This is a genomic window from Gimesia alba (genome assembly GCF_007744675.1).
Taxonomy (GTDB): domain Bacteria; phylum Planctomycetota; class Planctomycetia; order Planctomycetales; family Planctomycetaceae; genus Gimesia; species Gimesia alba.
The window spans coordinates 7,412,860-7,437,085 of the sequence record NZ_CP036269.1 but is presented as its reverse complement, the minus strand read 5'-3'; the positions used below and the strand labels follow the sequence as shown (position 1 = coordinate 7,437,085).

Below are 24,226 nucleotides of genomic sequence, written 5' to 3'. Positions count from 1 at the left end.
CCAAAATGTGGAAGCGACTCAGGCTTTTTTGCGAGGTGGCTTCTTTTGTTTCATCGACTCTTTGAACCGGTAGCTTTCACCATTCATCTCAAATATTTCACAATGGTGCGTTAATCGATCCAAAAGTGCTGCCGTCATCCGTTCGCCCTGGAAGATTTGGCCCCAGTCGCTGAAGGCGAGATTGCTGGTAATCAGCAGACTTCGTCTTTCATAACGATCAGCAAACACCTGGAACAATAGTTCCGCACCAGCACGGCTGAAAGACAGATAACCCAACTCATCGACGATCAGCAGGTCAAGCTTGTCGAGCCTGTTCAGCAGACGCTCCAGATTGTATTGCTGTTGCGCGGTTTCCAGTTGATTGACGAGTGCTGCAGCGGTGAAGAATTTCGTTCGGATTCCCTCACGGCAGGCGGCCAGGCCGAGTGCAATCGCCAGGTGGGTTTTGCCCGTTCCCGGCTGACCAAGCAGGCAGAGATTGGTATGCTGCCGGACCCATTCACCACGGGCCAACTCCAACACCTTCTGTTTGTTGACTGATTTTATGGCCGCGAAGTCGTAATCTTCCAGTCCTTTTTCAACCGGGAACTGTGCCTGTTTGATTCGGCTGGTCAGCGCATTCGTGGAGCGGGCCGCCACTTCCAGTTCAGTCAACTGCAGCAGATATTGTTCGAATGTCTGATTTGAGCTGGCCGCTTCCTGGGCCAACTTCTCAAACTCCGCATTCATGGCCGGTAACCTTAACTGCTTGAGATTGCTCTGCAGCAGTAGATTCGGATCGCTTTTCTTCTGTATTGTTTGTGGGGGCACGATGATCTCCTTGTGTTGACGTAGAAAGAAACAAATCAAAATGGTTCAGGCTCGGACAGGGAACCTGTACCGACAAGACCTCCGGACGACTCAATTCTTCTTTGCTCAGAGTCGCCGGAGAGAACTCAGACTGATTACGGGCATACGCGGTACAGCGTTCGACCCGGCGAATGATCCGGTCGGCATCCGCCCCCTCGGGTCCACGCAACTGTTCGATGGTTTTCTGGACGCGCTGGACCGGATGTGCCGACAACAGTTGTAGCACTCGTACATATTGTTTTGCTCCCGCCCGTAAGCCATGCCGGTTCTCCAGCCGTTCACGAAGTTCGTCGAACACCGGCGGTAGCTTCCACTGACGGTAGACGTTGGAGTGATCTAAGGCTGCTGGTCGCCGCCCCAAAGCTGCGAGGTAATGCAACGGGTTAAGAATCTGACACCCTTTCTCATAGCCTCTCTGATGGGTCGCCACCACAGTTCCCTTAAAGACAATTTCCACACGGTCAACGTAACCTTTGACGCTCACCGTCTGAAACGCACACTGTCGCGGCACGCTATAATCCACGTTCTCAAACCGGGCGAACTGATACTTGTTGACCTTTACTTCCCGGCGGATGCACGGATCAAAGCGGTGTCTGGGCAACCCGGCGGCGTTTTGTTTGTCCTGTTCGAATCGTGTGCCGATGGTTTCTGTCTTACCACTGCTGAGGCGCTGCTGTTCCTGGAGGCAGCATTGCCGAAGATAGATGTTGAGTTCCTCGAAATCTTCCATCTTGGGAACCGGAGTCGACCACTTCCGCTGCAATGTCTTCACGCGATTCTCAACGACCGGTTTTTCGTTCCCGCTGGCCGGCAGGCAGAACAGTGGTTCAAAGGCATAATGACTTGCCAGGGCCGCATAACACTGGTTGATCTTGCGACTCCGCCCGCTGAGCACCGCGTCGGCCACCGTTTTCGGGTTGTCCCACCAGACTTCTTTGGGAACACGATCAAAATACTCGAACGCCTGCACCATGCCTTCCAGAATCGCTTCGGTGCGTTCTGTCGGCAGAGCGATCACAAAGGGGGCGTTGGAATACGACCAGACCAGAATCAACACTGAAACCTGTCGTCGCCCGTCAGGAAAATCGACATAAATCTTGCCGAAGTCGGCTTCCAGCCGCTGGCCCGGTTGGTGATCAAGCGGAATGAATGTTTCCCGTTTATTGGTTCGGTGCTTCCGCACGAATCGACAAACCGCATCGTAACCGCCGGGATAGCCGTGCTCGTCCCGCAGTCGCTCAAAGATCCGCTGTGCCGTGTGACGCTGTTTGGGTGGTTGCGATTCATCATCGGCGAGAATCTGTCGTATTGTATCATGGAACGGTCCCAGTCGGGGAGCCGCCTGAGTCTGGCGCTGCGAATATTGTTGCGGTTGCCCTTCACCGTGTAATACTTCGCGGATCTTTCGCCGTGAATGATGAAATGTCCGAGCGATTTCCCGGATGCTCATTCCGTCGCGATGAGCACGCCGTATACGTCCGTAATCGTCCACCGTAAGCATCCTTCACCCCGAAACTGAAGCTCAAAAGCCTCCAGTATCAGGAACTTGCTACGATGGGTCCATTTTACGCTCCAATCGATCCCCCAAAGTGGGTCCGCTTTGCACGCCAATCTCCAAACTGATAAACGGCTGGAATCAGCGGGCTTTATCAAGTTATGGTCCCAGGCATTCGATGTAGCAAGAGGAGATGTGTTACGTACCTTTTTCCATCTGGTCAAACTGCATGGCGATTAACGCTGGAGTTTTACGAGATACGAATTAAATCTCGGAATAGTGTACTCCACAAAAACCAAAATAACGATTAGCCGTGACTGGGCAAGTTGACAGCAACTGAGTGAGCATCTCCATCCCCAGGCTCCCTAAAGAAGTTTTCCTTAGTTGATGAATTTCCTGGGAATGTTTCTTGCTGAAGATAGTTCAGAGTAGAATCAGTGAAGATGTGATCGATGGAGTGGCTTTCTTTGGCTGACATGAAAGCGAAGCATACTTTCTGATTTCATGAATGGAATATTAGAGTGGTGCTCTTACCAGTAATTCGACACCAATGCAGCCTGCAGGCTACCGCGGACAAATCGCGGACAGAATTGGAAACTTTAAGACAATTTACCTGCAACGGCATCGCAGTATGAAATCAACACATCTTTTTGGAATCAATGTAGTTACAACGTAAAAGCGGCATATGGTCAATCTATCAATTTTAGCTTGAGGGGCTAGCGAGGGCAATCCCCGTGGATGTTCGAGTCCTCTCTTGGGTACTTTGATACATAAGGACTCAGGGCAATTCAGCTCTGAGTTCTTTTTTTATGAACAAAATTACCGCGGATAAATCGCGGACACGATTTCAATGAGATCACAATTACATTGTAAACCACGTGAAAACAAAGGTCAGAAGACTTAACTCTGCCTGTGAAGGATTCGTCAGAATGTGGTAATGTGGGGATGCATGTGTGGTCTGTCAACCCTCCGCGCATGATACGGCTATTGGCGAATGCACATCTTCTTGCGATGGGAAGACTGGCACGTGAATCACAAACTGGCATAATCGTCTCTACTTTGCAGTCTTCTTTTTCTGCTGAAACATCCATTCCATCATCGCACTTGGTTCTTGAAACGCCTCACTCCAGCAGTTATGTCCCACTCCCGGCAATTCGTGATAAATGATATTTCCGTTCTCTTTTTGAATTGCTTCGACCATATTTCTGGAAAAAGAAACGTCTATGACATTGTCTGCATCACCATGTACGACCCAGAAAGGGGTCTTTGTAAGCAAAGAAGCCGTCGCAGGATCTGCCTGACCACAAAAAGGAGCGACTCCTGCAAAGATTTCTGGTTTGTAGGCAGCAAAACTCCAGCACCCGTTCCCACCCATTGAAAGGCCGATCAGATAAATTCGGCTACGATCAATGTTCTCATACTCCTTTAGCGTTTTTTCTAATGCTGCGTGCAGTAATTCAACCATTTCCAACTCTCCCCACCAGCGTTTTCGTGGACACTGGGGAACAAGCACAAAACATGGGTATTTCTCTCTCCAGACTTGACGTGACAATTGAGTCGGAAGCGAACCCAATGGAATCCTGTTATCGTCTCCTCGGCTTCCTGCTCCATGCAGAAAAATGACCAGAGGGTATTTCGTTTTGGCAGTACTCATTTTCGGTTTCATTAATCGATAATTGAGTGAAAATTGCCCTTCCGGTGTGTCTAAGAACACTTGATCTTTGGCAAATTGTGCGATTACTTCAGGGGAGATATATCTTAGTTTTCTCCTGGCCCGCCCTGCGTTCTCCTCCCAGATAAAAGGAAGTATTAATAGATTGATCAACAGTTGTACTGAAAGACAAATCAACAGAAATCTGATATCCAGATTCGAAGCATTGTGACTTGATGCGTTTGTGTTGTTAGAATCTGATTTATTCATTTCGGAGAAACCATATTCTGTGATGCGACGAGTTGGTATTTCAGTCAAACAGGAAATCACGTTTCACTTTAGTCACAATGAGCTACTTTCTTTTCGCAGTATCGGGTTCCGGCTTTGTGATGATTTCACAGTATTTCAAGGATTGTTTTAATTCACCAACATCTTGATCGTTCACATAGGTATTCGACACATCCAATTTGATCAGGTTGGTAAACCCGTTTAGCAAGTTCAAATGAGTGGGGCGGAGACTGGTTCCGCTTAAATTTAGTTCTGTCAGTTTCTTACAGCCACTTAACCCTCCCAGTCCAGACCCGTCAATTTTGGTTTTTGACAGATCAAGGGTTTTCAATTTTTCAAATTGCCCAATCGATTTTAAACCAGCGTCAGCCACACTGGTCTCAGAAAGATTGAGCGTTCTGAGTTGAGGCAAATTCGTAAGATTTAAAATCGCACGATCATCAATATTAGTGCGAGATAGATTGAGACTATAGAGCTGTTTCAATCCGGAGATCTCCTTCATTTCTTCAGATTTGAGGTTGTCTTTGTTCACGAGCTGAATCGCCCGGATCAAAAAATGCTCGGCTGGCAACTGTTCTAATTTTTTTGCATGTTTAGAACGACCATCTAAAAAAACAGTCACACTTCCTTTTTTGCTGAGCACCCAATAGGCGGCCGTTTCATCTGTGACAGTCCTGGGAGGTTCCCCACATCCGGTGAGGTATAACAACATCAATAAGATTCCGATTTGACGGCTATATTTTTTGAAGAGAAACATCACTCTCACCTTTTAGATTCACAAGAACTCATATTTCAGATCTGCCATCTGGTAACAGATGACTCGATCCCACCATACTACTGAAACAGATTTGTGGCTGACTTGCGTTCCCTGCTTCATTTTTTGTGCCTTTTCTCTTTTAAACGATCAATATCTGCCTGAGAAATCTCATAAATGTGGATTGAATATCCAGCACGCGCAACTGGTTCTAAATCCAGGAAATATCTAAAGGCAGACTGATCAACATATTGCTTCTCGCCCGCTGCATTAAACGGCGGCAGTGTATCCAGACCATATATGTGATTCACACTGATAGCATAACGTCCAGGGACGAGTGAGCTGTTTGCTGAGTCCTTGAGATCATCATCGCGTTCTGGCCATTCAGGAGGAAGTTGAAATTCGATTCCAGCAATCTGTGGAGCAAAAAGTCCATAGTAGGCAAGGTAAAATGGTTCCGGGCTGGGATGCTGATCCAACCATCGTTTTAAATCATGCAAATCCTGCCCCCAATCAAGGTTGCTATTAATCAGATGACGATAACCCTGTGAAGGGCCGCCAATCAATTCATTGAAATAAGCAAGACTGTGTGGATAAATCCATAAACTGGAAGCAACCGACCAGAGTAGTGGTACTGCAATCACCAGTGATCGATATGACTTAAAAGATGTGATGATCTGGGCCGATTTACTGATCCAAATGATTCCAAAGGGGAAAATTGGTAGTATGTACCGTAGATGGGCATTGTAATCGGTTTCCGAACTCACGAAGACGAACAGCAGCATCAGTGGTGCAAGCAGAATGAATTCATCTCTCCAATTCTTCCACTGTCCGCGTTTGATCTGAAATAAAGTGAAAACACTTGCCGAGAGCGCCAGCAGCCAGGTGCCGAGCGGAACCTTGATCGCCAACGCATAGAGATAGTAATACCAGAATCCATGGGAATACAGTTTTCCTCGAAAAAATGTCTGGCGTTCTCGTTCAAAGTCCTGCTTTTGAATATCGATTCCCATGACGTACTGCGCCGGTAACGGCACAGGGATCTGCTCCAGCCAGGTCCCTGCAAATCGATTCCCTGTCTGACTCGCACTCGTATCTGTCACCGGCCCACTTAAAGTGGCACTGATGAATTCGTATTTGCCGAGTGGCTTGAATGATCCGTCATAGGCATAACCCAGATTCAGAATATGCAAGGCAAGCAAAAGCAGAATGGCCAACTGGGCTCCCTGACGCCAGACAGAGGGCTTTGTTTCTTTAGAACGCGAAAAACCAATCCAAAATAACCAAAGGCACGGCCAGAGACCGAAAAACAAAATCAGGGTGAATTTCGTCAGTTCAGCAAGCCCCAGCAAACAACCCGCAGCGATCGCGCGTCCCCAGGTCGGGTGTTGTAACCATCGCCAAAAGAGCCAAGCTGCCGCCACAGCCATTGCCGTGGCCCCCGCATCGGGAGTAATAAACGAACCATGCGCCAGGAGATTGGGGCTGAAACACCACAACGTGAGGGCAAGCAATCCTGAAGTCTCTCCATAGAGTGCATGTGCCCAGAAAAAACAGACCAGGCCACCAATCAGCCAGAAGGGAATACACGCCCAGCGTGCCAGTGTCATGAGCCAAAACGAGTATTCGCCGTTTGCCTTCATAAAAGCGGGGCCAATTGTAAAAACAGGACGTGCTCCGGGACTTTCATGGAACGCATCCCAGTCTGTTTTCACACCCGCCATGACAACGGGTAATGCACCTGTCATACGAATTAAGGGGGGATTCACGCGATACAGCTCAAAGCGACCTAATTGCCAGTTACTGACTCCCGCTGCCAAGTGACCGGGTTCATTGGCATTAGGACTTTGTCGTATCGCCAGATACCCCAGGAGGAGCGTCTGAACTGCAAGTAATCCCGCAACAAGATAGGGGACTATTTGTGAAGAGACAATCGTTGCAGGATGAGCTGTGTTGTTTGATGAAGTCACTTTTAGTAATTACTTTCAGTCAGTTTCTGAACAGGACGTAGATCTATAATACGCACAGTTGGGTTGCTGAAAGCGAAACTGCGATACGCGGGCGTAATTTCAACAAAAGGAAAAGTAAACCATTCTTCATATTGCTGATGCCGATTGTAAATGTATTCATCCTGCCCGGAAGTTTGGGCACCACGGTAATACCGTTCATACCGAAAATCACTGGCGACGACAAAATCATACCCCTGATTTCGGAGATCTTCCGGAGTGAAATCACCGATTGACCTGACATCGTTTTTTGCTGCCGCATACTGTTCGAAAAACGGTTTTCCGCCCGTTTGGGACAGCCATTCGGCAGCCTGTTGTCGTGTATCACGCTTCCAATTCATATAATAATCGAGCTGTAATGTGTCCCAAAAAGAGATGCTCAAACTAATGCCCAATAATAATACGAGCCCTTTTCTGGCGTAGCTGTTTTCGAAATGATTCGACAAAAGCTGAATCCCTCGGACTGAAAAATAAATCATGGCAGGAGCAATCTGCAGAATATAGCGGGCATAACCCGGCGGAGGTTTGGAAGGAGATATCTCCGGAATCAAATAGTAAAAAACGACAAACAGCAGAAATAGACGGTCGACATCCAGTGTCTCCTTCCACCAGAAAAGCAGTACGAGTATCCCGGTGATTGCTAACATGGTAACCGAAAGTGTTAATCCTGGAATGACACTGTTAAAGAGATGAAAGGAAAACCAATGATCAAACGGAGAAACAGAAATTGAGTGGCCTGTTGCTGCATGAGCTCCTTCATGCCTGACCCCCTCAAGAAAGATTTCAGGTGACTCCAGAAGTGGATAATTTACATTTAAGAAAACATATATTCCCAAAAATCCCGCGGCGATTAAATAACCATAGTAACTCAGTTTTCTGGGAACAGAAATCAGCAGTGGAATCAGAACAGCAATCACGACTAACAAGGCTGACTTATAATGTGCCGACCATGCCAGGCCCGTGGTAATGCCTAGGGGAATTGCTGTTTTCCAGTTGGAATGTTCGATGAATTTGAGAATAAACCATAACGCTGCCATGGCGCAGGCAGTGAACAACATATCTTCTTTCATGTAATGGGCATGGACTACAAGAATGGGGGAAACCGCCACTCCCGCTGTCACAAGTAATGCCCAGCGCTCATTCATCGTTCTCTTTGCAAACAAAAACGAAAAGAACACGATAATGACTCCGGAAAGCGCAGACACCCAGCGACCGATCAAAACAACACGTTCATCTTCAAAGCCGCAGACCAGATTTCCCAAACGAGCCAACTGAAGCATTAATATCGGAATATGAAAGTCTTGCTCATTGTTGAGTGTAAATCGAACTTTCTTGGGTTCGTCTCCGTGGTAACCCACAGGGAAATCATTGTTCCACAAATTTAATAATAATGAGAGGAGAAGCAGACATCCCAGAAACCATTTCGCGCCCGAATTCATAAATACTCTTCTTGTGTCTATTTATTCTGCGATGAACATCCAAGATACAAACAGCATATACATTTCAAAATCATACAGTAAAATGTCTATAACTAATAATACAAACATTCAGATTTTTCAAAAGCAAACCACAATGCCTGAAATCATTGATTGCAATTCTCAAACGGACAATTCTTCCCTGGATCTGACAATCTTGCTCCCGGCATACAATGAAGAAAATGCGATTGAGTCACTGATCGCTGAAATCCGAAATGCCATGGCAGAATGGAGTGGGAACTGGGAAATTCTAGTTGTTGATGACTGCTCTAGTGATAACACTGCTGCCAAAGCTTCTCTGAGTGGAGTTCGTTTAGTCAAACGTGTTGAGAACGGCGGATCCGGTGCCAGCCGTAAAACGGGGATCCGTGAATCACAGGGGAAATTAATTGCCATGCTGGATGCTGATGGGAGCTATGATCCCAGCTCTCTTCCAGAACTGCTGTCATATTTCCCGGACTATGATCAGGTTAATGGCGCGAGAACCAGCGAGCAAGGTACCATCAAATTCCTGAGGGTTCCGATCAAATGGAGCATACGCAAGTTGGCGGAAATTGTCAGCGGAAAAAAAATCCCCGATCTGAATACAGGTCTGAAAATTTTCAAACGGGATCTAATGCGAAATTACGTTTGGGCCATTCCGGATGGTTTTTCCTGCGTGACTTCTATGACACTCGCTTTCATGTGTAATGGGCACTCTGTCAAATACATTCCAGTCAATTACCGTAAACGCATTGGTAAATCAAAATTCCATCCCATTCACGATACTCTACAATATTTCCTGACAGTCCTCAGAATCATCACTTATTTCAGACCCCTTAGAATTCTGGCACCACTGGCATTTTCACTAGGAACAATCGGAGTTCTGCGGGCGTCTTACCATATTTTTTCTTCACCAGATTTTGGGATTACAGATTCCGACGTCATTTTAATTGTTGCCGGGCTCATGATTCTCATCGCTGGCATGCTGGCTGACTTAATCGTCAAGCAACGTCAGAGTTAATAAAGCCAACAAGAACTCACCTCATCCTGTTTAAGATGCGTTTATTCTTTTTCTTCTCCAATTTTGGATTCGTACCACCAACGGGGATCACGATGCAGAGTAGGAGAATGTTCATAAGGTCCAAACTCTGATTCGGGACTAATTTCGCAAAGAATGCGAAATCCATTGCGCACATTTCTTGAACCGGGAGCCCGTTCCATTCGTCTTCCAGAGCGACAATAATACTCGTTACTTCCCCAACACCCACCACGCAGTACACGGGACGAGCCTGTTTGTGGCCCCCGCGGGTCTACTTTAGGAGAATGCGAATAATACTCTTCATCACACCAGTCCATACACCACTCACGAACATTACCATGTGTATCAAAAAGCCCGAAATGGTTTTGAGGAAACGTCCCGACGGGGGATGTATTAGCATATCCATCTTTCCAGGGAGAGGCATCCTGCATGTGAACAATGAGCCCGGGATTCACCGTTTGGTCGGAGTGATTCTCCATCGGACCATAGTACCACAGGCTATTACCTGTGTTGAACACGGTTTCTGTCCCTGCCCGACAGGCAAATTCCCACTCCGCTTCATAGGGTAAACGATACGTTCGGTTCTCTTTTTCGCTCAACCAGCGGCAAAAAGCCATTGCATCGAACCATGTGACATTCACAACCGGATGTGTTTCATCCTGATCAAACCCTACTTTTTCCCAGGGGTGCAATGGGTCCTCAACCCAATTACCTGCACTGAGATTTGCCTGGGACACTCCTGCTGCATCACGGCGAGGATCAATCTGATAGTTCGTGTCCTTCACAAACTGTCTGAAATCTTTCAAAGAGACTTCATGCACACAAAGATAATACGGCTTCGAAAGTGAGACTTCATGTTGAGGTTGTTCACGCATCTTGACTGCTTTTTCATTGGCATCAGCGCCCATGGTAAACGTACCGGGAGGAATCAAGGCAAAACGCATCTTAAGTGAGTTTTGCATCTCTTCGGGAATATTTAAATGAATCCCCCAGCCTGACTGATATGCAGCAGCCTGTGCTTCTGAAAATGGTGCAATGGCAGGCGAAGGGATTTTTGGCGATTCTGGTCGCATTACCCAGGCGAAACAGAGCAAATCCCCCAGAAAAAAAAGAATGAGCCCCATGATCATAATACGTTTTCTGGTCTTACTTCCGCTATTGGTATGACCAGATTGGGACTTCTGAATAAGGTTGTTTTGATCCAGATCGTTTTGATTTTGCATTTACAACACCTCACCGAATTTTTCGCATTCCACCGACTTCACGTAGAAACCTTCTCCACTTAACGCGCTGCGCTCATCTTCCCGGCTTTGTAAACGAGATACAAAAGGCCTATCGCTAAACAGACTCCAAGGATAATCATCATGTTTTTAGATACCAACCACGAAGGATTTGAATTCAGATTTGCGACGGCAGGAGGGGGAGTCGGAACAATCGGGTCGTTCAACTTTAACTCGGCCAGTGTCAAGAATCCGTCGTGATTCAAATCGAGCCACTCAAACTGTGTCTGGAGTGTTTGAGAGGGTTTATCTGTGGGGACATCGCTAAATTCTGATATATCAAGTTTTCCGTCGCCATTCATGTCTCTCGTGGGCAACACGATATCACTTGTTGGTTTCGCATCAGGCGTTGCCTTGAATTCGTCTAAGTCAAGCGTAGCGTCTCCATTCGCATCAAACCGCTTGAATATTTCTCCCAGATAGTTTTGAGGTCCTGCTCCCGTTCGATAGGCAATGAATTCTTTTAGATCGACTTTCTGGTCCTGGTTTCGGTCCCGGCTTGTAAAAAGCGTCTCGGCATCCGGGTTTGCCAGAGGACATGCTTTAAATTCGTCGAATGTCAGAAACTCATCCGAATCACGATTAAAATGTGCAAATATGGTTTTGGCAGCGGCTTCGGATTGGGGAGAATAATGCCGGCCTAGATATTCTGCAAAGCTTAATTGAGAATCGTGATCTTTATCCTTGTTTTTGAAGACAGAAATAGCACTGGGGGGCACTGGCCGATCTTCAGGTCGAAGCCAAGCTGCGGGTGTCCCACCTGTAAATGTAACCGCAACATTTCGGGGACCCTGTTTTGTTTTTTTCATTCGCGTACCAGGATTACTGGTTTTATACTCGTCCCAGTTGACAAAACCATCGCGATTTCGGTCCAGGGTCTGGAACCGTTTTTGATTCGTTAAGGCATAAGTTCCTGGTGTACCAGTCTGCTTCTTTTCATCAGGATACATTTCTGAATACGTGAGAAGTTGATCCTGATTTTTGTCATAGTATGCAAATATTGCTGGTGTTGGAAATGAGGTGTTATCAAGTCGATAAGAAAACTCAGCCCAACTCAGTTCTCCATTTTTATCACGGTCATAAACGGCGAAATGCTCTTCAGCCAGAAGTTTGGCACCTCCGTCCAACATGCCCGCAAATTCTTTCAGTTCAACTTTCCCATCGTTGTTATTGTCTCTCACTCGTGAAATAGAGAGCCCGATTGGATTGGCATCGGGGGTCTTTCGAAACTCGGTATAACTCAATTTGCCATCTTTATTCGTATCAAAGGCTTCCAGTGTGCGCTGCCCTAATATCGGATAAGTGCGATAGTACCGAACGCTGAATTCCTCAGCATCCAGAAAATGATCATGATTTTTGTCGCGCCACCAGAAATCCTCCCACGGGATATAAAGCGTACTGGGATGATATTTATATTCTTCGAAAGTCAGGGATTTATTTTTATCAAAATCGACCTGCTGAAATTGTTCTTTCACTTTTTCAATAATTTTCTGGGGTTTATTTCTAAGATATTCTTCTTCACTTAGTTGATGATCTTTATTACGGTCCATGGAGAAGAATGACCATTCATGAAACATGATTTCCGGTATGGAATGTAAGATTTCTCCATCTGCAATGATCCAATTTGCCAGTGGTGTTTCTGATGAAAATTCTTTGACTGACAACTTGTTGTCGTGATTTAGATCTCGTTTCGCAAAAAGGTCATCTGCTGATTTGAGCCAATCTTCATATTCTGTTTTCGACCAGGGGTCATTAGGCGTCTGACGGTTACGAAATTCCTCTAAACTTAGCAACTGATCTCCATCAGTGTCTAAACGAAGAAATGCCATCTCAGAATCATAAAGAATCGAGTATTTCGGAATCGTCGGATCAACAGGGACAGGAAACTCATCATGACGAAGCCAGCCATCTTGATTGACATCAAATTGGGAAAAATAGAATTTAGCCAACTTAAGTCGTTTTCCGGAATTGTTGCTTGTGAAATCAGATAAATTTAATTTGCGGTCTCTATTTTTATCTGGTATCCCCAAAAGACCAATGGGTTGTGCAACTGGAGTTTTTCTGAATTCTTCCAAACTAAGCTGCCCATCTTGATTCTGGTCGAAGCGATCAAAAATAAAGCCCATAAACATTAGTTGCCGATATTTATGATTTGAATTAAATTCAACCAGTGACAATGAACCATCGCCGTTGGTATCCAGATATTCCAGTTTTGAGAGGGCATCCGGCCGTCCAGCTGGTGTCAATTTGAATTCGACAGCAGTCAAATATTGGTCCTGATCTGTGTCAGCCTGTTTGAAATTCTTAGTTGCTCCTTCGATTTCCTGATCCCGTTTTCCAAATAAAAATTCGTCAGCAGAGAGTTTTTTGTCTCCATTCGTATCTTTTTCATTAAAAACAGTAATCGAATCCCGTTCCAAACCAACTCCCTGATTCTTAAATTCATCCCGATTCAGATGATCATCGTTATTAGCGTCGTATTGATGAAATGTACGTTTCAGATCAGCTGCATGAGCAGTGGGTTTTTGTGCTTGAAACTCTGACAGACTCAGTTTCGAATTTTGATCTCTGTCAAATAGAGAAAACAGCTTGCTTCGATCGGGATAAAAATAACTGAAGCGGGAAAACTCTGTTTGAGAAAGTGCAGCATCTTTATTTTGATCATGTAAATTAAAGTCGTATTCCAAGTCCCTGGAATCCAAGCCAGAAAGTATCAGTGCCAGTTCTGATATACTCAAACGACGATCCTGATCAACATCAACCCGAGAAAAGAGTAACTCTTGGGATGGGGTGAATTCATCTAAACTGAGTTGCTGATCTTTATTGGAATCGAGTCGGTCAAATGTTTGATCGGCATATTTGAGAAATGCTTTTTTCCGATTAATGGCCCAGGCCTGTTTCTGTTGACCTGTTGTCAACTGGCGTCCCTTAAACTCTTTCCGACTGATCGAACCATTCTGATCGATATCGAGATTTGAGAAAACAGCTTGATAGTCTTCTCTAAATAAGAGGCTCGTCCCATTAAACAAATCCGTAATTATGGGGAATTCAGATCGCTGCAGGAATTTGTCTTGATTGACATCAAATGCACCAAAGTACTTTGTGATTAAAGCTGCATTGTTCCCAGTGTGAGTCCCTAGACAATCTTTCAGGCTAATCTGATCATCGCCATCAAGGTCTCTCACGCCTAACAAGAGATCCCTAAATCGTAGAAGATGGGCAGGTGAATTTTCCCATTCAGAATAGGAAAGCAAAGCATCTTTATTCGAATCAAATCGCGCATGCACGTGTCGCATAAAGGCTGACAGGCGGAAATATTCCCCCCGCAATACTTCTTCTTGCGTTAACCGGCCATCCTTGTTGACATCTTTCCACTCAAAGCGCATTTCGCTGGACGGCCCTCCTAAAGGAGTATACTTGAATTCTTCAATTTCAAGTTGAGCATTCTGATTCGTATCGTAAAGCGCAAACATGGATTGATATAAATCAGGGTTCGGATAGGCCTTTGTTGCCACCCACTCCTTGAAAGAAAGATTCCCATTCTTATCTAAATCATAGTATTGTAATTTTGAAAGGACATCGGGGCGCCCAATCGGACTCAATTTAAATTCTGCGGGGGTTAATAATTCATCTTTATTTTCATCCGCAACTGAAAAAGTTTTGAGAGCCCAGTCGATCTCCTGCTTTGATTTAATCCGGAGAATAAACTCTTTTTGAGTCAACTTTCCATTTCCGTCGCTATCCTTCTGCTTAAACAAAGTAATGGAATCCAATTCAACGCCCACACCACGATCACGATATTCTTGTAGACTGAGTTCATCATCGTTATCAGCGTCATAGTGGTGAAAGTTCCATTTTAAGTCGGCGGACGAGGTTTCAGGCTTTTGTCTTTGAAATTCCAGAAGCGAAAGAGTCTTGCTATTGTCGAGGTCGAGAAATCCAAAAAAAACTTTATCACTGGGATAAAATAATGGAGTGACTTTGAATTCATCGAGAGAAAGAAACTGGTCGTGATCTTGATCATAGAGGTTAAAATCATACTCTACTTGCTGCAGCGGTACTTTCTTTGAAATCCAAATTCGATATTCATTCAGACTGAGGCGGGCATTTTGATCGTGATCGAGCCTCGCAAATAATAAATCAACAGGCGGACTGAACTCATCCAGACTCAATTGATGATTTTGGTCCTGGTCGAAGCGGCGAAAAATCTTTTCCGCGTTCGCTTGAAACATGTGAAAACGAGCGAGTGTGTTTTCATTCTTATTTACATATTCAGGAAATTCATATTCCTTGAATTCCTTCCCGTCGAGCGAATGATTCTCATCGTGATCGAGGCGATTAAAGATGACCTGAGGATTGCCTCCCCAAAGCATTGTCGTACCGTCAAACAGATTTGTATTAACGGGGAATTCGTCACGGCCGAGGAACCGGTCATGATTCAGATCAAATATCCCCACATGAGCCGTCAGACCTTTCACGAACTGGGGATCAACGCCATCTAATATCTCCTGTAGACTGATACGGTCGTCACCATCGAGATCTCTGGGCTTCATTAAGAGATTTCCCAGTTCCCGAATACAATCAGGAGATTTCTCCCATTCAGAAAAAGAAAGGCTCCCATCTTGATTCGCATCGTACAGCACTGAAATACGTCGCACGAGTGCAGACCAACGATCCGATTCTCCACGCAGAATCTCACTCAAACTCAGTTTCTGATCACGATTTTGATCTTTCCATTCAAAACGTAGTGCTTTCGTAGGACGTGCCAGGGGAGCGTACTTAAATTCATTCCGTGTAAGACCCCCGTCATTATTCTCGTAATGCCGTTTAAATTGCGCACTACGTTGTATAAGCTCATTATTTTTGGCAGCCCCTTGATATTCCTTCAGGGAAACACGGCCATCTTCATTCTTGTCAACTCTGAGAAACAGAGATTCATAAATTGGCTGGCCAGGCTTGAGCGCAATGAGGGGCGATTCTGTTTGCGCACTACACAATCCAGAATCACTAAAATAAATTCCAGCAACAGCAAACAGCCGCACAGCGATGCCAAGATAGTGTTGTAAATTCATGATTCATATCCATGTGTTATCAAAGGTACTTGAATTGAACATTTCTAAAGATCGAGATGGTCAATTAAAGTCACTCGGCAGCTTTCGATTCCTCTGAGACAATCTGATTCTCAAACATCGTGTATTACCAGATATTTAACGTCATACACTGAAAATCTTCATCAAATAGAAACCAGATTGATTGTCGTTGTGATTGAGTCAAGCCTTTGTTGCTCCAGACTGACTGGAAGCAACGAAAGCTTTCGATGTCTTAGCAGAAGCTTTCTGTCGGCGCTTCCCCAGCCAGAAAACAAAAGCAAACACAAGCAGTCCATCGACGATGAGAATACTCCCCGTAAACCATTCTTCCATCGACCAGGAATTTGCTAGCTTGTGGCGGCGTTTCAATTCGAGATCACGCGCCTGGTACTCTTCCCAATCCAAAAACTGATCGTTGTTTGTGTCAAATTGGCGAAAACTTTTTGACATCCAGTTCGAAGCACGCGGTGGATAAAATAACGTTAACTCACGCACATCAAGCTTATTGTTGTCATCCTGGTCACGGCCCGCAAAATGAGCCTGTAAGTCAGGCCGTGCATAAGGAGTCACGCGGTATTCTTTAAAAGAGAGCACTCCATCACTATTGTAATCGTGCAAAGCAAACAGCGTCTGGGCTTGCTGAATTCGCTCCGGTGGTTTAATGCCAAATAGAAATTCCTCCGCAGAAAGCGCCTCGTTATCATTAAAATCCCGTTGAAAAAACAGGAATTGAGGGCTTAGCAACCGCCCTGCTCCACGATCGATATATTCCTCAAATGTTAATGAGAGATCTTCATTCAAATCGGACCGGAAAAACAACATGCGTCGCCATCGTAGTGCATCTTGAGGGACTTTGAGCATAAACTCCTGCAGACTCAGCTTCTGGTCCCGATTCCGATCACGCCGTTTGAATTCGAGTTTATGATTTGGCTTATGATTCTTGGAAGGCACGAAACCACGCTTGCGAAATTCCTCAAAAGTGAGTCGGCGATCTTTATCAAGATCCCACTTGGTAAATTCTTTGTCCTTGGTATCAGCAACCTTACCAATGCTGCCTGCCAGATACTCGGAAATGTCCATCAGACCGTCGTGATCTGTGTCCATTCTTTCAAAGACAAGCTCGCGCTGCGTTTTTTTGGGCTGCTTTTCTTTTTTCGCAGGATCTGCGCTAAAACATGGAACCGACGACAATAAGAAGAACATTAATGAAATTGAAACGCTTGATTTCATCTCTCTCCCTCCAGTTGATCCCTGCTTACGTTAGTTCTTCGGTATTCAAAACAATTGCATTGCTTATTGAGTAAAGTTTGAGGGGCCATCGCCGGCAATGCTGCCAAGATATCTTAGTATCGTCTGGTTAATCGAATTGCTAATGAAATGCACAGACCCATCAGCCAGTGCAACAAAGGCACCACCCACATGCTCGCTCCCCATATCTTCAAAGTGAGCCCCGTTCGGCCCATCACACTCGGTTCCGTTACTGCAACTGGAAAACATGACAGAGACAGCGCCTACTGCCCAGCCATCACGGCTCGTTGTATTGTCTGTCCCTTCGTTGAGACGCTGCAGTTCTCCCAGCATAAATGTATTACTGGTTCCATCTGTGATATGAGCCATCCGAATGTTTGAGTTGACCTGAAAGATGCCTTTGCACGGCCCGGCCGGGCGATTGCCATCTGGTACAATCCAGCTCTCGTGAGCTCCACAGTCATGCCAGCCATTGCATCCGCCGACACAGCCTCCGTAGTCATTGCCGCCAGCGCTCCAGTTCTGAAACATGATCGCAATATCATTGTTCCTGATTCCGTTTCGCCGGGAAGGACAATAGAAGATCGGAATATTCCGTTCTGCAACTGCGGCATTATCGGAAACACTCTTCGTAAAATCCCATTGATTGTAGCGATTGGCTTGATCGATATAGGGCAGAATATGCAGCATCCAACTGGTCCCCTGCTTTCCCGCGCCTGCGGAAGCTTCTGCCCAGACATCAATGGCACCAAAGCCGATTCCGGAAGCGCAAATCACAACGTGATTCGCAGGATCAATGGCAACCCCACCGGGTGGAAAGACCTGATGTGAGTCATGGTAACTGTGTAAAGCGAGTGCCAGCTGCTTGAGATGATTGCGACACTGAGTTTTGCGGGCGGCTTCCCGGGCCTGCTGTACAGCTGGCAGAATGAGAGCAACTAAAATCGCAATAATACTGATCACCACTAATAATTCGATCAGGGTAAAACCACCACGGCTCGTTTTATTCTGCTGAAACGCCAAAGAAACAAGTCTTTCAAAAAGGGATTCTTATTCTTCGTTATTAACGTCGGCACATTTCACCATAACAATAATCGCAACTAGTGTATAGTAGCCTCTTTTGTATAGAATTGCACTTACAAAATGACAGGTTGGCAAAATTTTCAAAGGAAAGTAGCGTGCCCCTTGAGGTATGACTCCTTTCCCCGTTCAAAATCGAGCTTTTGCAGATCGATGCCTCGCAGGTAATTTTCGGGCACCGGTACGGGAGTCGCATCCATTCCATTGGCCTAGATAAAGCTTCTACCGATAACCCATTTGGGGTAGGCGGAGGGGCCTTCACGAAAATGGCTCCAGTCGGACTGAGCGTCGGAAAGCACGATCGGAACGAACTCCGGTCACTCAACCAGTTGTTGCGTTTCACCTTGAACGTCTCACCGGCACGACCAAGCGGCCGAGATGGGACATCAATGGTTACATCATGATGTGCCATGGGTAATCTCTCATGAATTAGAGTCATCTAGAGTTATCACTTCGCTTGCATGCGATACGGAGAAAACGGCGGCTCACTAAAAAGGAGCCAACCAGAAAGCACAGCACAAATATCAAAAGACGATCGTACCATGGGCTATTTTGTTTCGCTTTCTCTTCTAACGAACAAAAACGGCACCAATTCAAAATTGAATTGAAGTGGTTAAGCTGGCCATTTACGACAGGCTCGTATCGGGTTTCTTCCTGTGTGCCTATTACTTGCACGGTCCCGGGAGCGTATTCCTGGCGAAAGATTGACATTTCAACATCTTCATTTATCTTAATATCACTGACCAGAAATGTTTTGTCAAAAACCACCTTCTCGCGAAGTTGAGGTGTATGCGCATGCGAGTCTAAGCGTATAAATCGAAACTGTTTCGGCAACCAGATGTTATCGCCGACTTCCTCGTATTTCCTCATTTCAAATTTCGAATCAAGCACCTTCGTTGTGGGATCGTATATTTCGCTTTTTAGAACACATTCTGGCCGATCGCAATCGCACCACACCGTCAGTACGTCGTTAACGATCAAAGTATAACATGGCTTTGATCCAACGACTTCCTTCTCTGGAAGCAGCCGATAAGATCCTTCGTTCAACATCGCACGCATCGAGTAAGCATGGCCGTGCCATTGAGGAGGTGGCCATTTGATAAAGGGCCACCAGCCCAATACCTCGAAGAAGTTTTCTCCCCGTATGTAATTGGGAGCTTCACTCGTATCATAATCGAGCATGACCATGGAACGATTGAGATTCTCCAGCAGTGTCGATTCCGAAGGTGTGATAACCAGCGTTTTTCTGGAGGGATCGTACTGCCACGGCCGTCGCTTATGTCCGTGGCTGTTGTCGCTCCTAAACATCCCCGTTTCACTGACAGATATAGCTCTCCGCCAATAAGCTCCTTCCGGCTGGTCATTGCGTCTTTCTGATACCGAAGTGTATACCAGAGAAACAGCGGTCAGCGCATCGTGATGACGGATTAACCTGAGTGCCAACTGATCTGCTAGAGGAGCATCGACATCAATAACTGGCTGATTGACGGTGATATTGGCGTCAGCTTCTGGCGCGCCCGTCAAAAAAGCGGTCACAAGATAGATGGCGAGCATATCAGTCCTCCGACCGTTTCTTTCGCGATTGTGAATACCACCATCCTACCCATCCTGCGATAAAGAGAATATTCAGTATCACAAGCCAACGCACAAGCCCTGAAGATTTGCCTGTTAAATCATCAAGTGAAGCAGGAACTGAATATCTCTCTGCTTTTTTAAGGGTTGCTTTCGGACTCGTCCAGTCTGTCACCTCAGCGCCAGGAGTGTCATACCAAATGCGAAACTGGTCCTCATCAAAATCACCCGGTTCACATTGATCCATCTGAATCACAGTCTCATACAACGGGTCAGGCGAAATGAACAATGGCGCCGTGTAGTAGGCATGGGATTCAACGACACAACGCTTCGGCATCCAGACACCGTCAGGAGTAACCTGGACAAAATCCGAGTTCTTCGTGTGAAACATCGTTTCACCGGTTTCCTTTCTCAACTCCCATTTCTCCTCCACGGCGTATCCGTGCGCACTATTCAGCCAGAAGCGAATTACGCGGTCCTTGCCCGCAAGCTGGCGGCGTTCTCTTTCCATCCGCATCTGCAGGATATCAGTGCCATTTAGCAGTTCCACGAATGGTGGATGCGTCTCGATGTCAAAAGTTTCCGCGCTTTGCCAAGGTTCCGGTTGTTCGATGATGACCTCGAGAAATGTCTCACTTCCGCTAGCGACCTCACTGACTGAAACAATCTTTTGATGGTCTTCGGCGTTTAAAATAGTCGATACAACAGGCTGACCTAAAGAAGCTAATGTTTTTGGACCAGAGAAACCGGTCTCACGAAGATACCAGAACTCCATCCTGGCTAAAGAGTTCGCCCGGTCGTGCAGCTTACCGTATTCTGTCGCAATACTTGGGGTATAAATAGAAATGCTGCTGTTGGAAAGCGATTTGAGCTCTTTATATCCAATTCTGTATTGGGTGCCATCGAATGAGATTTCGTGAAGCAAATCGTGTGTGTAACTTTTTCCTGTAGGATGTTTAGTTGACTCGCGAAACAGCGGGCCTTGAAACCGTAGCTCGAAATGCAGCGTTTTTGTGAAGTCCGCCTTGGATTCTGTCGTATCAAATTTTTTCAGAACTGTTTCAACGGGAGCAAGGAGCCGACGATGAATCTCACCGGTAATTAAGACGTTGGAAAACAGTGATGCATTCTTTTCGAGCGATGTTTGAGCATCCGACGGAAGCTTCGGTGGCGACGAGTCATCGCCCCTGCTTGATGCTATTACTAAGAAAGCTACAAAAAATACCGTTGCGACTCTCATCAGAATCCTCCAAATCTATCGTGTTTGTCTCGCAATTGCATTGCTGCCATGTTTCTCATCCTATGCAAAATGTAGATGATACTAGTTACAGGTCTCTTACTGGCAAAAGACGACGGTCAAGCAACTGTCGCCCATAGATAATGATCAAGTAACCGGAAAGCGGCAGGCCAAAACCAAACAGGGCCCAGCCGCACAAATCTCCATAATGACTTTCAGGAACCTTGCCGAAAACGGCATATCCAGTCCAGTATCTTCGAAAATCATCAATGGACATTGTTCGCACTAACAACGGGCCAGCTTCGACGAGATGAACGTCGGCATCGCTTGATTGGACAAAAACGCAAAACGATGTCTTTTCCGTGTTATCAAATCTTAATGGCACGACGCAGGGGCGAGCACATGAAACCAGTTCTGGATAGCTAAGAAGCCGAATACTGGTAGACACGCCCTTGTCCTCAAGTCGCAATTGAATCCCTTTGAGTGAATCAACAGGGGCGGTCTCTGCCGCCTCACCGGGCGGTATCTCAACGCCGTAGATTCCAGCGAGAAGGGCTGCCGCATTCGCTCCATCGTTCAGATTTGATCTTAAGGGTTCTTCCGCGGCAGTGTCAACTGGGGGCAATAGTCCAACAATGAGTATGATGGAGGATGTGACGAAACTCCGCCTTCCAGTCAGATATATTAGCCCGGACTTGATGTTCCACCGGAGCGCCACAACAACAAAAGCGACCACGAGCAGATGGATACCGAGCAAATAAGACAAGATCGTTTGGTCATTCCCCGTAGTCGTTCGCGTAGGCACGATTGCGTATCCACTCCACACATCCACAACGCTTCGCCACGGCCAATGCCGCTTCAGGCTCGTCACCGGGTCGTACGTATGCAGGCCAACTTTGTCGACTCCTGTCAGTAGGTAAAAATGACCGACATCAAGGCCACCTCTATGGTTCACATGCAAAATGAACGGATAAGGTACCGATGACAGATCTGTAAGCTGCAGCCGAAGGACGGCACATTGTACTCCGTGCGCAAGTAATGCATTTCTCACATCCTCCAGAGAAGCTCCCTGTTCCGAGGGCGGGGCGTATTTGAGTGCGGTCTCGTATGACGCATCCCGTCCGAGCATTCTAGTTAGAACAAAGGCGGCGCGGGCACCGCAAGCATATTGCTCTTTCTTCGCCTGAGCTTGAGTTATCCGTTCGCTGGAATCAGTGATCCGGGGCGTTGATGCAACAACTGCAATCACAAGGCATATGATTCTTAACAAATGCAAATGGCACCGAAACGAGGGCTCCTTCCATTTAAAAAGGTAACACAGAGCGAATTGGACTTGGCAAAACATGAGGCTCTTTCGAAAAAAGTGTAATCCACGTAATGCACCCCGTTGTGGAGTGAAATGATGTTCGCGAAAAGAGGCCTCATCCATTCCTTTATGGAAGGAGGCCTCATAGAAGGTCAGCCTACTCTGCCACCCCTCTTTCGCACAATCTCACATTCCGAGATTAGGTCAACCGCCTGAGCAAGCGTTGGTAGCGGTGTTAGAGCTACAGGTGGATGCACAACCACCGCCGGTAGACGTAGATTTTCCTCCGCCGCCAGATAACTTAGCCCTTTTTCCGGTGCATGCAATGCAGTCGTTGCTGACATACCCGCCGCAAGCTCCGCCTTTGAGCATGCTGGCTTCGATCGAATTCACTTCACGTCCTGGCAATCGAATGTCGCCCGGTGAGTTTCCAAAACCAAGGACGGCCATCCCCATGAGTAACGGCGCGACCAACGCGCCCTTAAAAAGTAACTGTCTCATTGAACTCTCCTTCGCAAAAGTAATGGTTGCCCAATTCCCTTTTCACGTGCCGTGCCGATCGTTATCCAGAAACCGGGCAATATAGAGTGAAAGCACGGCATGCGTGTACGGACAAAAATGTTTGTTGACGGTCTCCTCTGGCACTGACCGTAGATTATTTAGCATCCAAAGACTTCCAGCTTGCACAACCTTAATCGGAGGCTTAATGTCTTTGGGCAGCATATGAAACCATTCAAGCATATGTCCGGTTACCAGAACGCGATTAACATTGCTACCTTCGGGGGTATATTCAAAAACATCCGAAAAACCGGACTGGGACCACAGCATAGGCCATGCCCCATCTTCAAGCTGAGCTTCAACCGCTTCGGCCAATTTGCCATGGAGATATGTGTTGAGAGATTCACGGACCTCGGGAGCAAGAATCCTTCCCTTTCGGTCGATCCTCAAAATTTTGGTCAACGTCATGACTAAATGCAGACCTCGACACGATTCACGATTCAGCTTCCTCCCCATCATTTCCTGGACCACGGTGTCGAATGAGAATTCTTCGCCATACCGGTTCCACCAGACCGTCTGAGGCGGAAGGTAACTCGCAATGGCAGACGCCGTCCAAGAGATCTCTTTTTGATCTAAGTGAAACTCACTGATAGAAGTGGTAAGAAGGTCGGCAACGAGGCGACTTCCCTCCCTGGTCTCAATTCTACAGTTCAATGCAACGTCTAATTCCGCCAAGGTGGAAAGAGTTTGGTCGCGATGCTCACTCCGATCACCATTGGCCATCGCCACTGCCTCTAGGCCTCGCCAAGTAGGCAGATAATCTTCTGAGCCAAGTTTGACATAATTCACCTCGTTTGGTTGGCGTTTGACAATCCATTCAGGTGTTCCACCAGAAATAGCTACTAGGCGACCAGTATGAAACTTACGGCTTCGAGATGGTGACGCAGTTTCTGTTGGCCCTGGTGCTGAAAGCAACGAAATGTAACGACTCAATTCTTCACGGTCACATGGAAGATCGATCGCCATCCGATCAAACTCAACTACGACAGGACTACGTCCCAGCATCTCGACCAATTCGGCTGGTAGATGCGAAGAACGTTCTGGCACGGCTTTTGTTGCAGACGAAATGGAGAACAGAGAAGCGAAAACGAGTCCCAAAGAGCCAACCACCCCACAAGAAGTGCATATAAGGAAGAGCGTATTCGTGCGATATCGTAGCATCAACATTTCTCTCCCATGCAGGCAACTGCCTACTCAATGTGAGTCACTACACAACAGTCCCTTTTCCATAACCGTTCACGTATTGGATGAGAGTGTGGAGCGGTATTACCTGTAAATGTAACTGATGAAAAGAATAACAGAAAACTTAAACATGA

15 protein-coding genes are annotated in these 24,226 nt (G+C 46.4%); 1 reads left to right on the top strand and 14 read right to left on the bottom strand.

Annotated features, from left to right (window positions below):
• Nucleotides 1–18 precede the first annotated feature (18 nt).
• The 6 genes from istB to Pan241w_RS27740 all read right to left on the bottom strand — a co-directional run bounded on the left by istB (nucleotide 19) and on the right by Pan241w_RS27740 (nucleotide 8,482).
• The gene (gene istB, locus Pan241w_RS27765) at nucleotides 19–729 is read right to left on the bottom strand and encodes an IS21-like element helper ATPase IstB (RefSeq protein ID WP_145222569.1); all 711 of its coding nucleotides are present in this window, start codon (nucleotides 727–729) and stop codon (nucleotides 19–21) included.
• The gene (istA, locus tag Pan241w_RS27760) at nucleotides 713–2,341 is read right to left on the bottom strand and encodes an IS21 family transposase (protein WP_198000196.1); all 1,629 of its coding nucleotides are present in this window, start codon (nucleotides 2,339–2,341) and stop codon (nucleotides 713–715) included. The genes istB and istA overlap by 17 nt, the downstream gene beginning before the upstream one ends.
• A 1,057-nt stretch (nucleotides 2,342–3,398) precedes the next feature.
• Nucleotides 3,399–3,998, bottom strand: coding sequence for a carboxylesterase family protein (locus Pan241w_RS27755; protein WP_198000195.1), 600 nt, complete (start codon nucleotides 3,996–3,998; stop codon nucleotides 3,399–3,401).
• A 349-nt stretch (nucleotides 3,999–4,347) separates the two neighbouring features.
• Entirely contained in the window at nucleotides 4,348–5,040 is a 693-nt protein-coding gene (locus Pan241w_RS27750) for a leucine-rich repeat domain-containing protein (RefSeq protein WP_145222563.1), read from the bottom strand.
• A 116-nt stretch (nucleotides 5,041–5,156) separates the two neighbouring features.
• A complete protein-coding gene (locus Pan241w_RS27745) occupies nucleotides 5,157–7,007 on the bottom strand; it encodes an ArnT family glycosyltransferase (protein ID WP_145222561.1) in 1,851 nt (616 codons plus the stop codon).
• A gap of 2 nt (nucleotides 7,008–7,009) precedes the next feature.
• Nucleotides 7,010–8,482 carry an ArnT family glycosyltransferase gene (locus tag Pan241w_RS27740; RefSeq protein WP_145222559.1) on the bottom strand — a complete coding sequence of 491 codons (1,473 nt, stop codon included), beginning with the start codon at nucleotides 8,480–8,482 and terminating at the stop codon, nucleotides 7,010–7,012.
• Nucleotides 8,483–8,615: 133 nt separating this feature from the next.
• Between Pan241w_RS27740 and Pan241w_RS27735 the strand changes: the two genes are divergently transcribed.
• A complete protein-coding gene (locus tag Pan241w_RS27735; protein ID WP_198000194.1) occupies nucleotides 8,616–9,521 on the top strand; it encodes a glycosyltransferase family 2 protein in 906 nt (301 codons plus the stop codon).
• Between the two features lie 41 nt (nucleotides 9,522–9,562).
• Here Pan241w_RS27735 and Pan241w_RS27730 read toward each other — a convergent pair whose 3' ends face one another.
• From Pan241w_RS27730 to Pan241w_RS27695, 8 genes are all read right to left on the bottom strand, one after another.
• Nucleotides 9,563–10,762 (bottom strand): formylglycine-generating enzyme family protein, encoded by a 1,200-nt coding sequence (locus Pan241w_RS27730; RefSeq protein WP_145222555.1) that lies wholly within the window; start codon nucleotides 10,760–10,762, stop codon nucleotides 9,563–9,565.
• Nucleotides 10,763–10,821: 59 nt separating this feature from the next.
• On the bottom strand, nucleotides 10,822–15,891 hold the full coding sequence (locus Pan241w_RS27725; protein WP_145222553.1) for an EF-hand domain-containing protein: 5,070 nt from the start codon (nucleotides 15,889–15,891) through the stop codon (nucleotides 10,822–10,824).
• A 198-nt stretch (nucleotides 15,892–16,089) separates the two neighbouring features.
• Nucleotides 16,090–17,139: an EF-hand domain-containing protein gene (locus tag Pan241w_RS27720; RefSeq protein ID WP_145222551.1), complete on the bottom strand. Its 1,050-nt coding sequence runs from the start codon at nucleotides 17,137–17,139 to the stop codon at nucleotides 16,090–16,092.
• A 63-nt stretch (nucleotides 17,140–17,202) separates the two neighbouring features.
• Nucleotides 17,203–18,180 (bottom strand): DUF1559 domain-containing protein, encoded by a 978-nt coding sequence (locus Pan241w_RS27715; RefSeq protein ID WP_145222549.1) that lies wholly within the window; start codon nucleotides 18,178–18,180, stop codon nucleotides 17,203–17,205.
• A 492-nt stretch (nucleotides 18,181–18,672) separates the two neighbouring features.
• The gene (locus Pan241w_RS27710; RefSeq protein ID WP_145222547.1) at nucleotides 18,673–19,791 is read right to left on the bottom strand and encodes a hypothetical protein; all 1,119 of its coding nucleotides are present in this window, start codon (nucleotides 19,789–19,791) and stop codon (nucleotides 18,673–18,675) included.
• A 1-nt stretch (nucleotide 19,792) separates the two neighbouring features.
• Nucleotides 19,793–21,049, bottom strand: coding sequence for a hypothetical protein (locus Pan241w_RS27705; RefSeq protein WP_145222545.1), 1,257 nt, complete (start codon nucleotides 21,047–21,049; stop codon nucleotides 19,793–19,795).
• A gap of 85 nt (nucleotides 21,050–21,134) precedes the next feature.
• Complete coding sequence (locus Pan241w_RS27700; protein WP_198000193.1) at nucleotides 21,135–22,295, bottom strand: cysteine peptidase family C39 domain-containing protein; 1,161 nt, start codon at nucleotides 22,293–22,295, stop codon at nucleotides 21,135–21,137.
• A gap of 600 nt (nucleotides 22,296–22,895) precedes the next feature.
• Nucleotides 22,896–24,077: a hypothetical protein gene (locus tag Pan241w_RS27695; protein WP_198000192.1), complete on the bottom strand. Its 1,182-nt coding sequence runs from the start codon at nucleotides 24,075–24,077 to the stop codon at nucleotides 22,896–22,898.
• Nucleotides 24,078–24,226: the final 149 nt, after the last annotated feature.

What these genes read in the sequence shown, in the direction of transcription:
- istB (WP_145222569.1), bottom strand. Translation starts at nt 729, where the DNA reads ATGAATGCGGAGTTTGAGAAGTTGGCCCAGGAAGCGGCCAGCTCAAAT.
- Pan241w_RS27730 (WP_145222555.1), bottom strand. Translation starts at nt 10,762, where the DNA reads ATGCAAAATCAAAACGATCTGGATCAAAACAACCTTATTCAGAAGTCC.
- Pan241w_RS27740 (WP_145222559.1), bottom strand. Translation starts at nt 8,482, where the DNA reads ATGAATTCGGGCGCGAAATGGTTTCTGGGATGTCTGCTTCTCCTCTCA.
- Pan241w_RS27735 (WP_198000194.1), top strand. Translation starts at nt 8,616, where the DNA reads ATGCCTGAAATCATTGATTGCAATTCTCAAACGGACAATTCTTCCCTG.
- Pan241w_RS27720 (WP_145222551.1), bottom strand. Translation starts at nt 17,139, where the DNA reads ATGAAATCAAGCGTTTCAATTTCATTAATGTTCTTCTTATTGTCGTCG.
- Pan241w_RS27695 (WP_198000192.1), bottom strand. Translation starts at nt 24,077, where the DNA reads ATGTTGATGCTACGATATCGCACGAATACGCTCTTCCTTATATGCACT.
- Pan241w_RS27750 (WP_145222563.1), bottom strand. Translation starts at nt 5,040, where the DNA reads ATGTTTCTCTTCAAAAAATATAGCCGTCAAATCGGAATCTTATTGATG.
- Pan241w_RS27725 (WP_145222553.1), bottom strand. Translation starts at nt 15,891, where the DNA reads ATGAATTTACAACACTATCTTGGCATCGCTGTGCGGCTGTTTGCTGTT.
- Pan241w_RS27755 (WP_198000195.1), bottom strand. Translation starts at nt 3,998, where the DNA reads ATGAGTACTGCCAAAACGAAATACCCTCTGGTCATTTTTCTGCATGGA.
- Pan241w_RS27705 (WP_145222545.1), bottom strand. Translation starts at nt 21,049, where the DNA reads ATGAGAGTCGCAACGGTATTTTTTGTAGCTTTCTTAGTAATAGCATCA.
- Pan241w_RS27710 (WP_145222547.1), bottom strand. Translation starts at nt 19,791, where the DNA reads ATGCTCGCCATCTATCTTGTGACCGCTTTTTTGACGGGCGCGCCAGAA.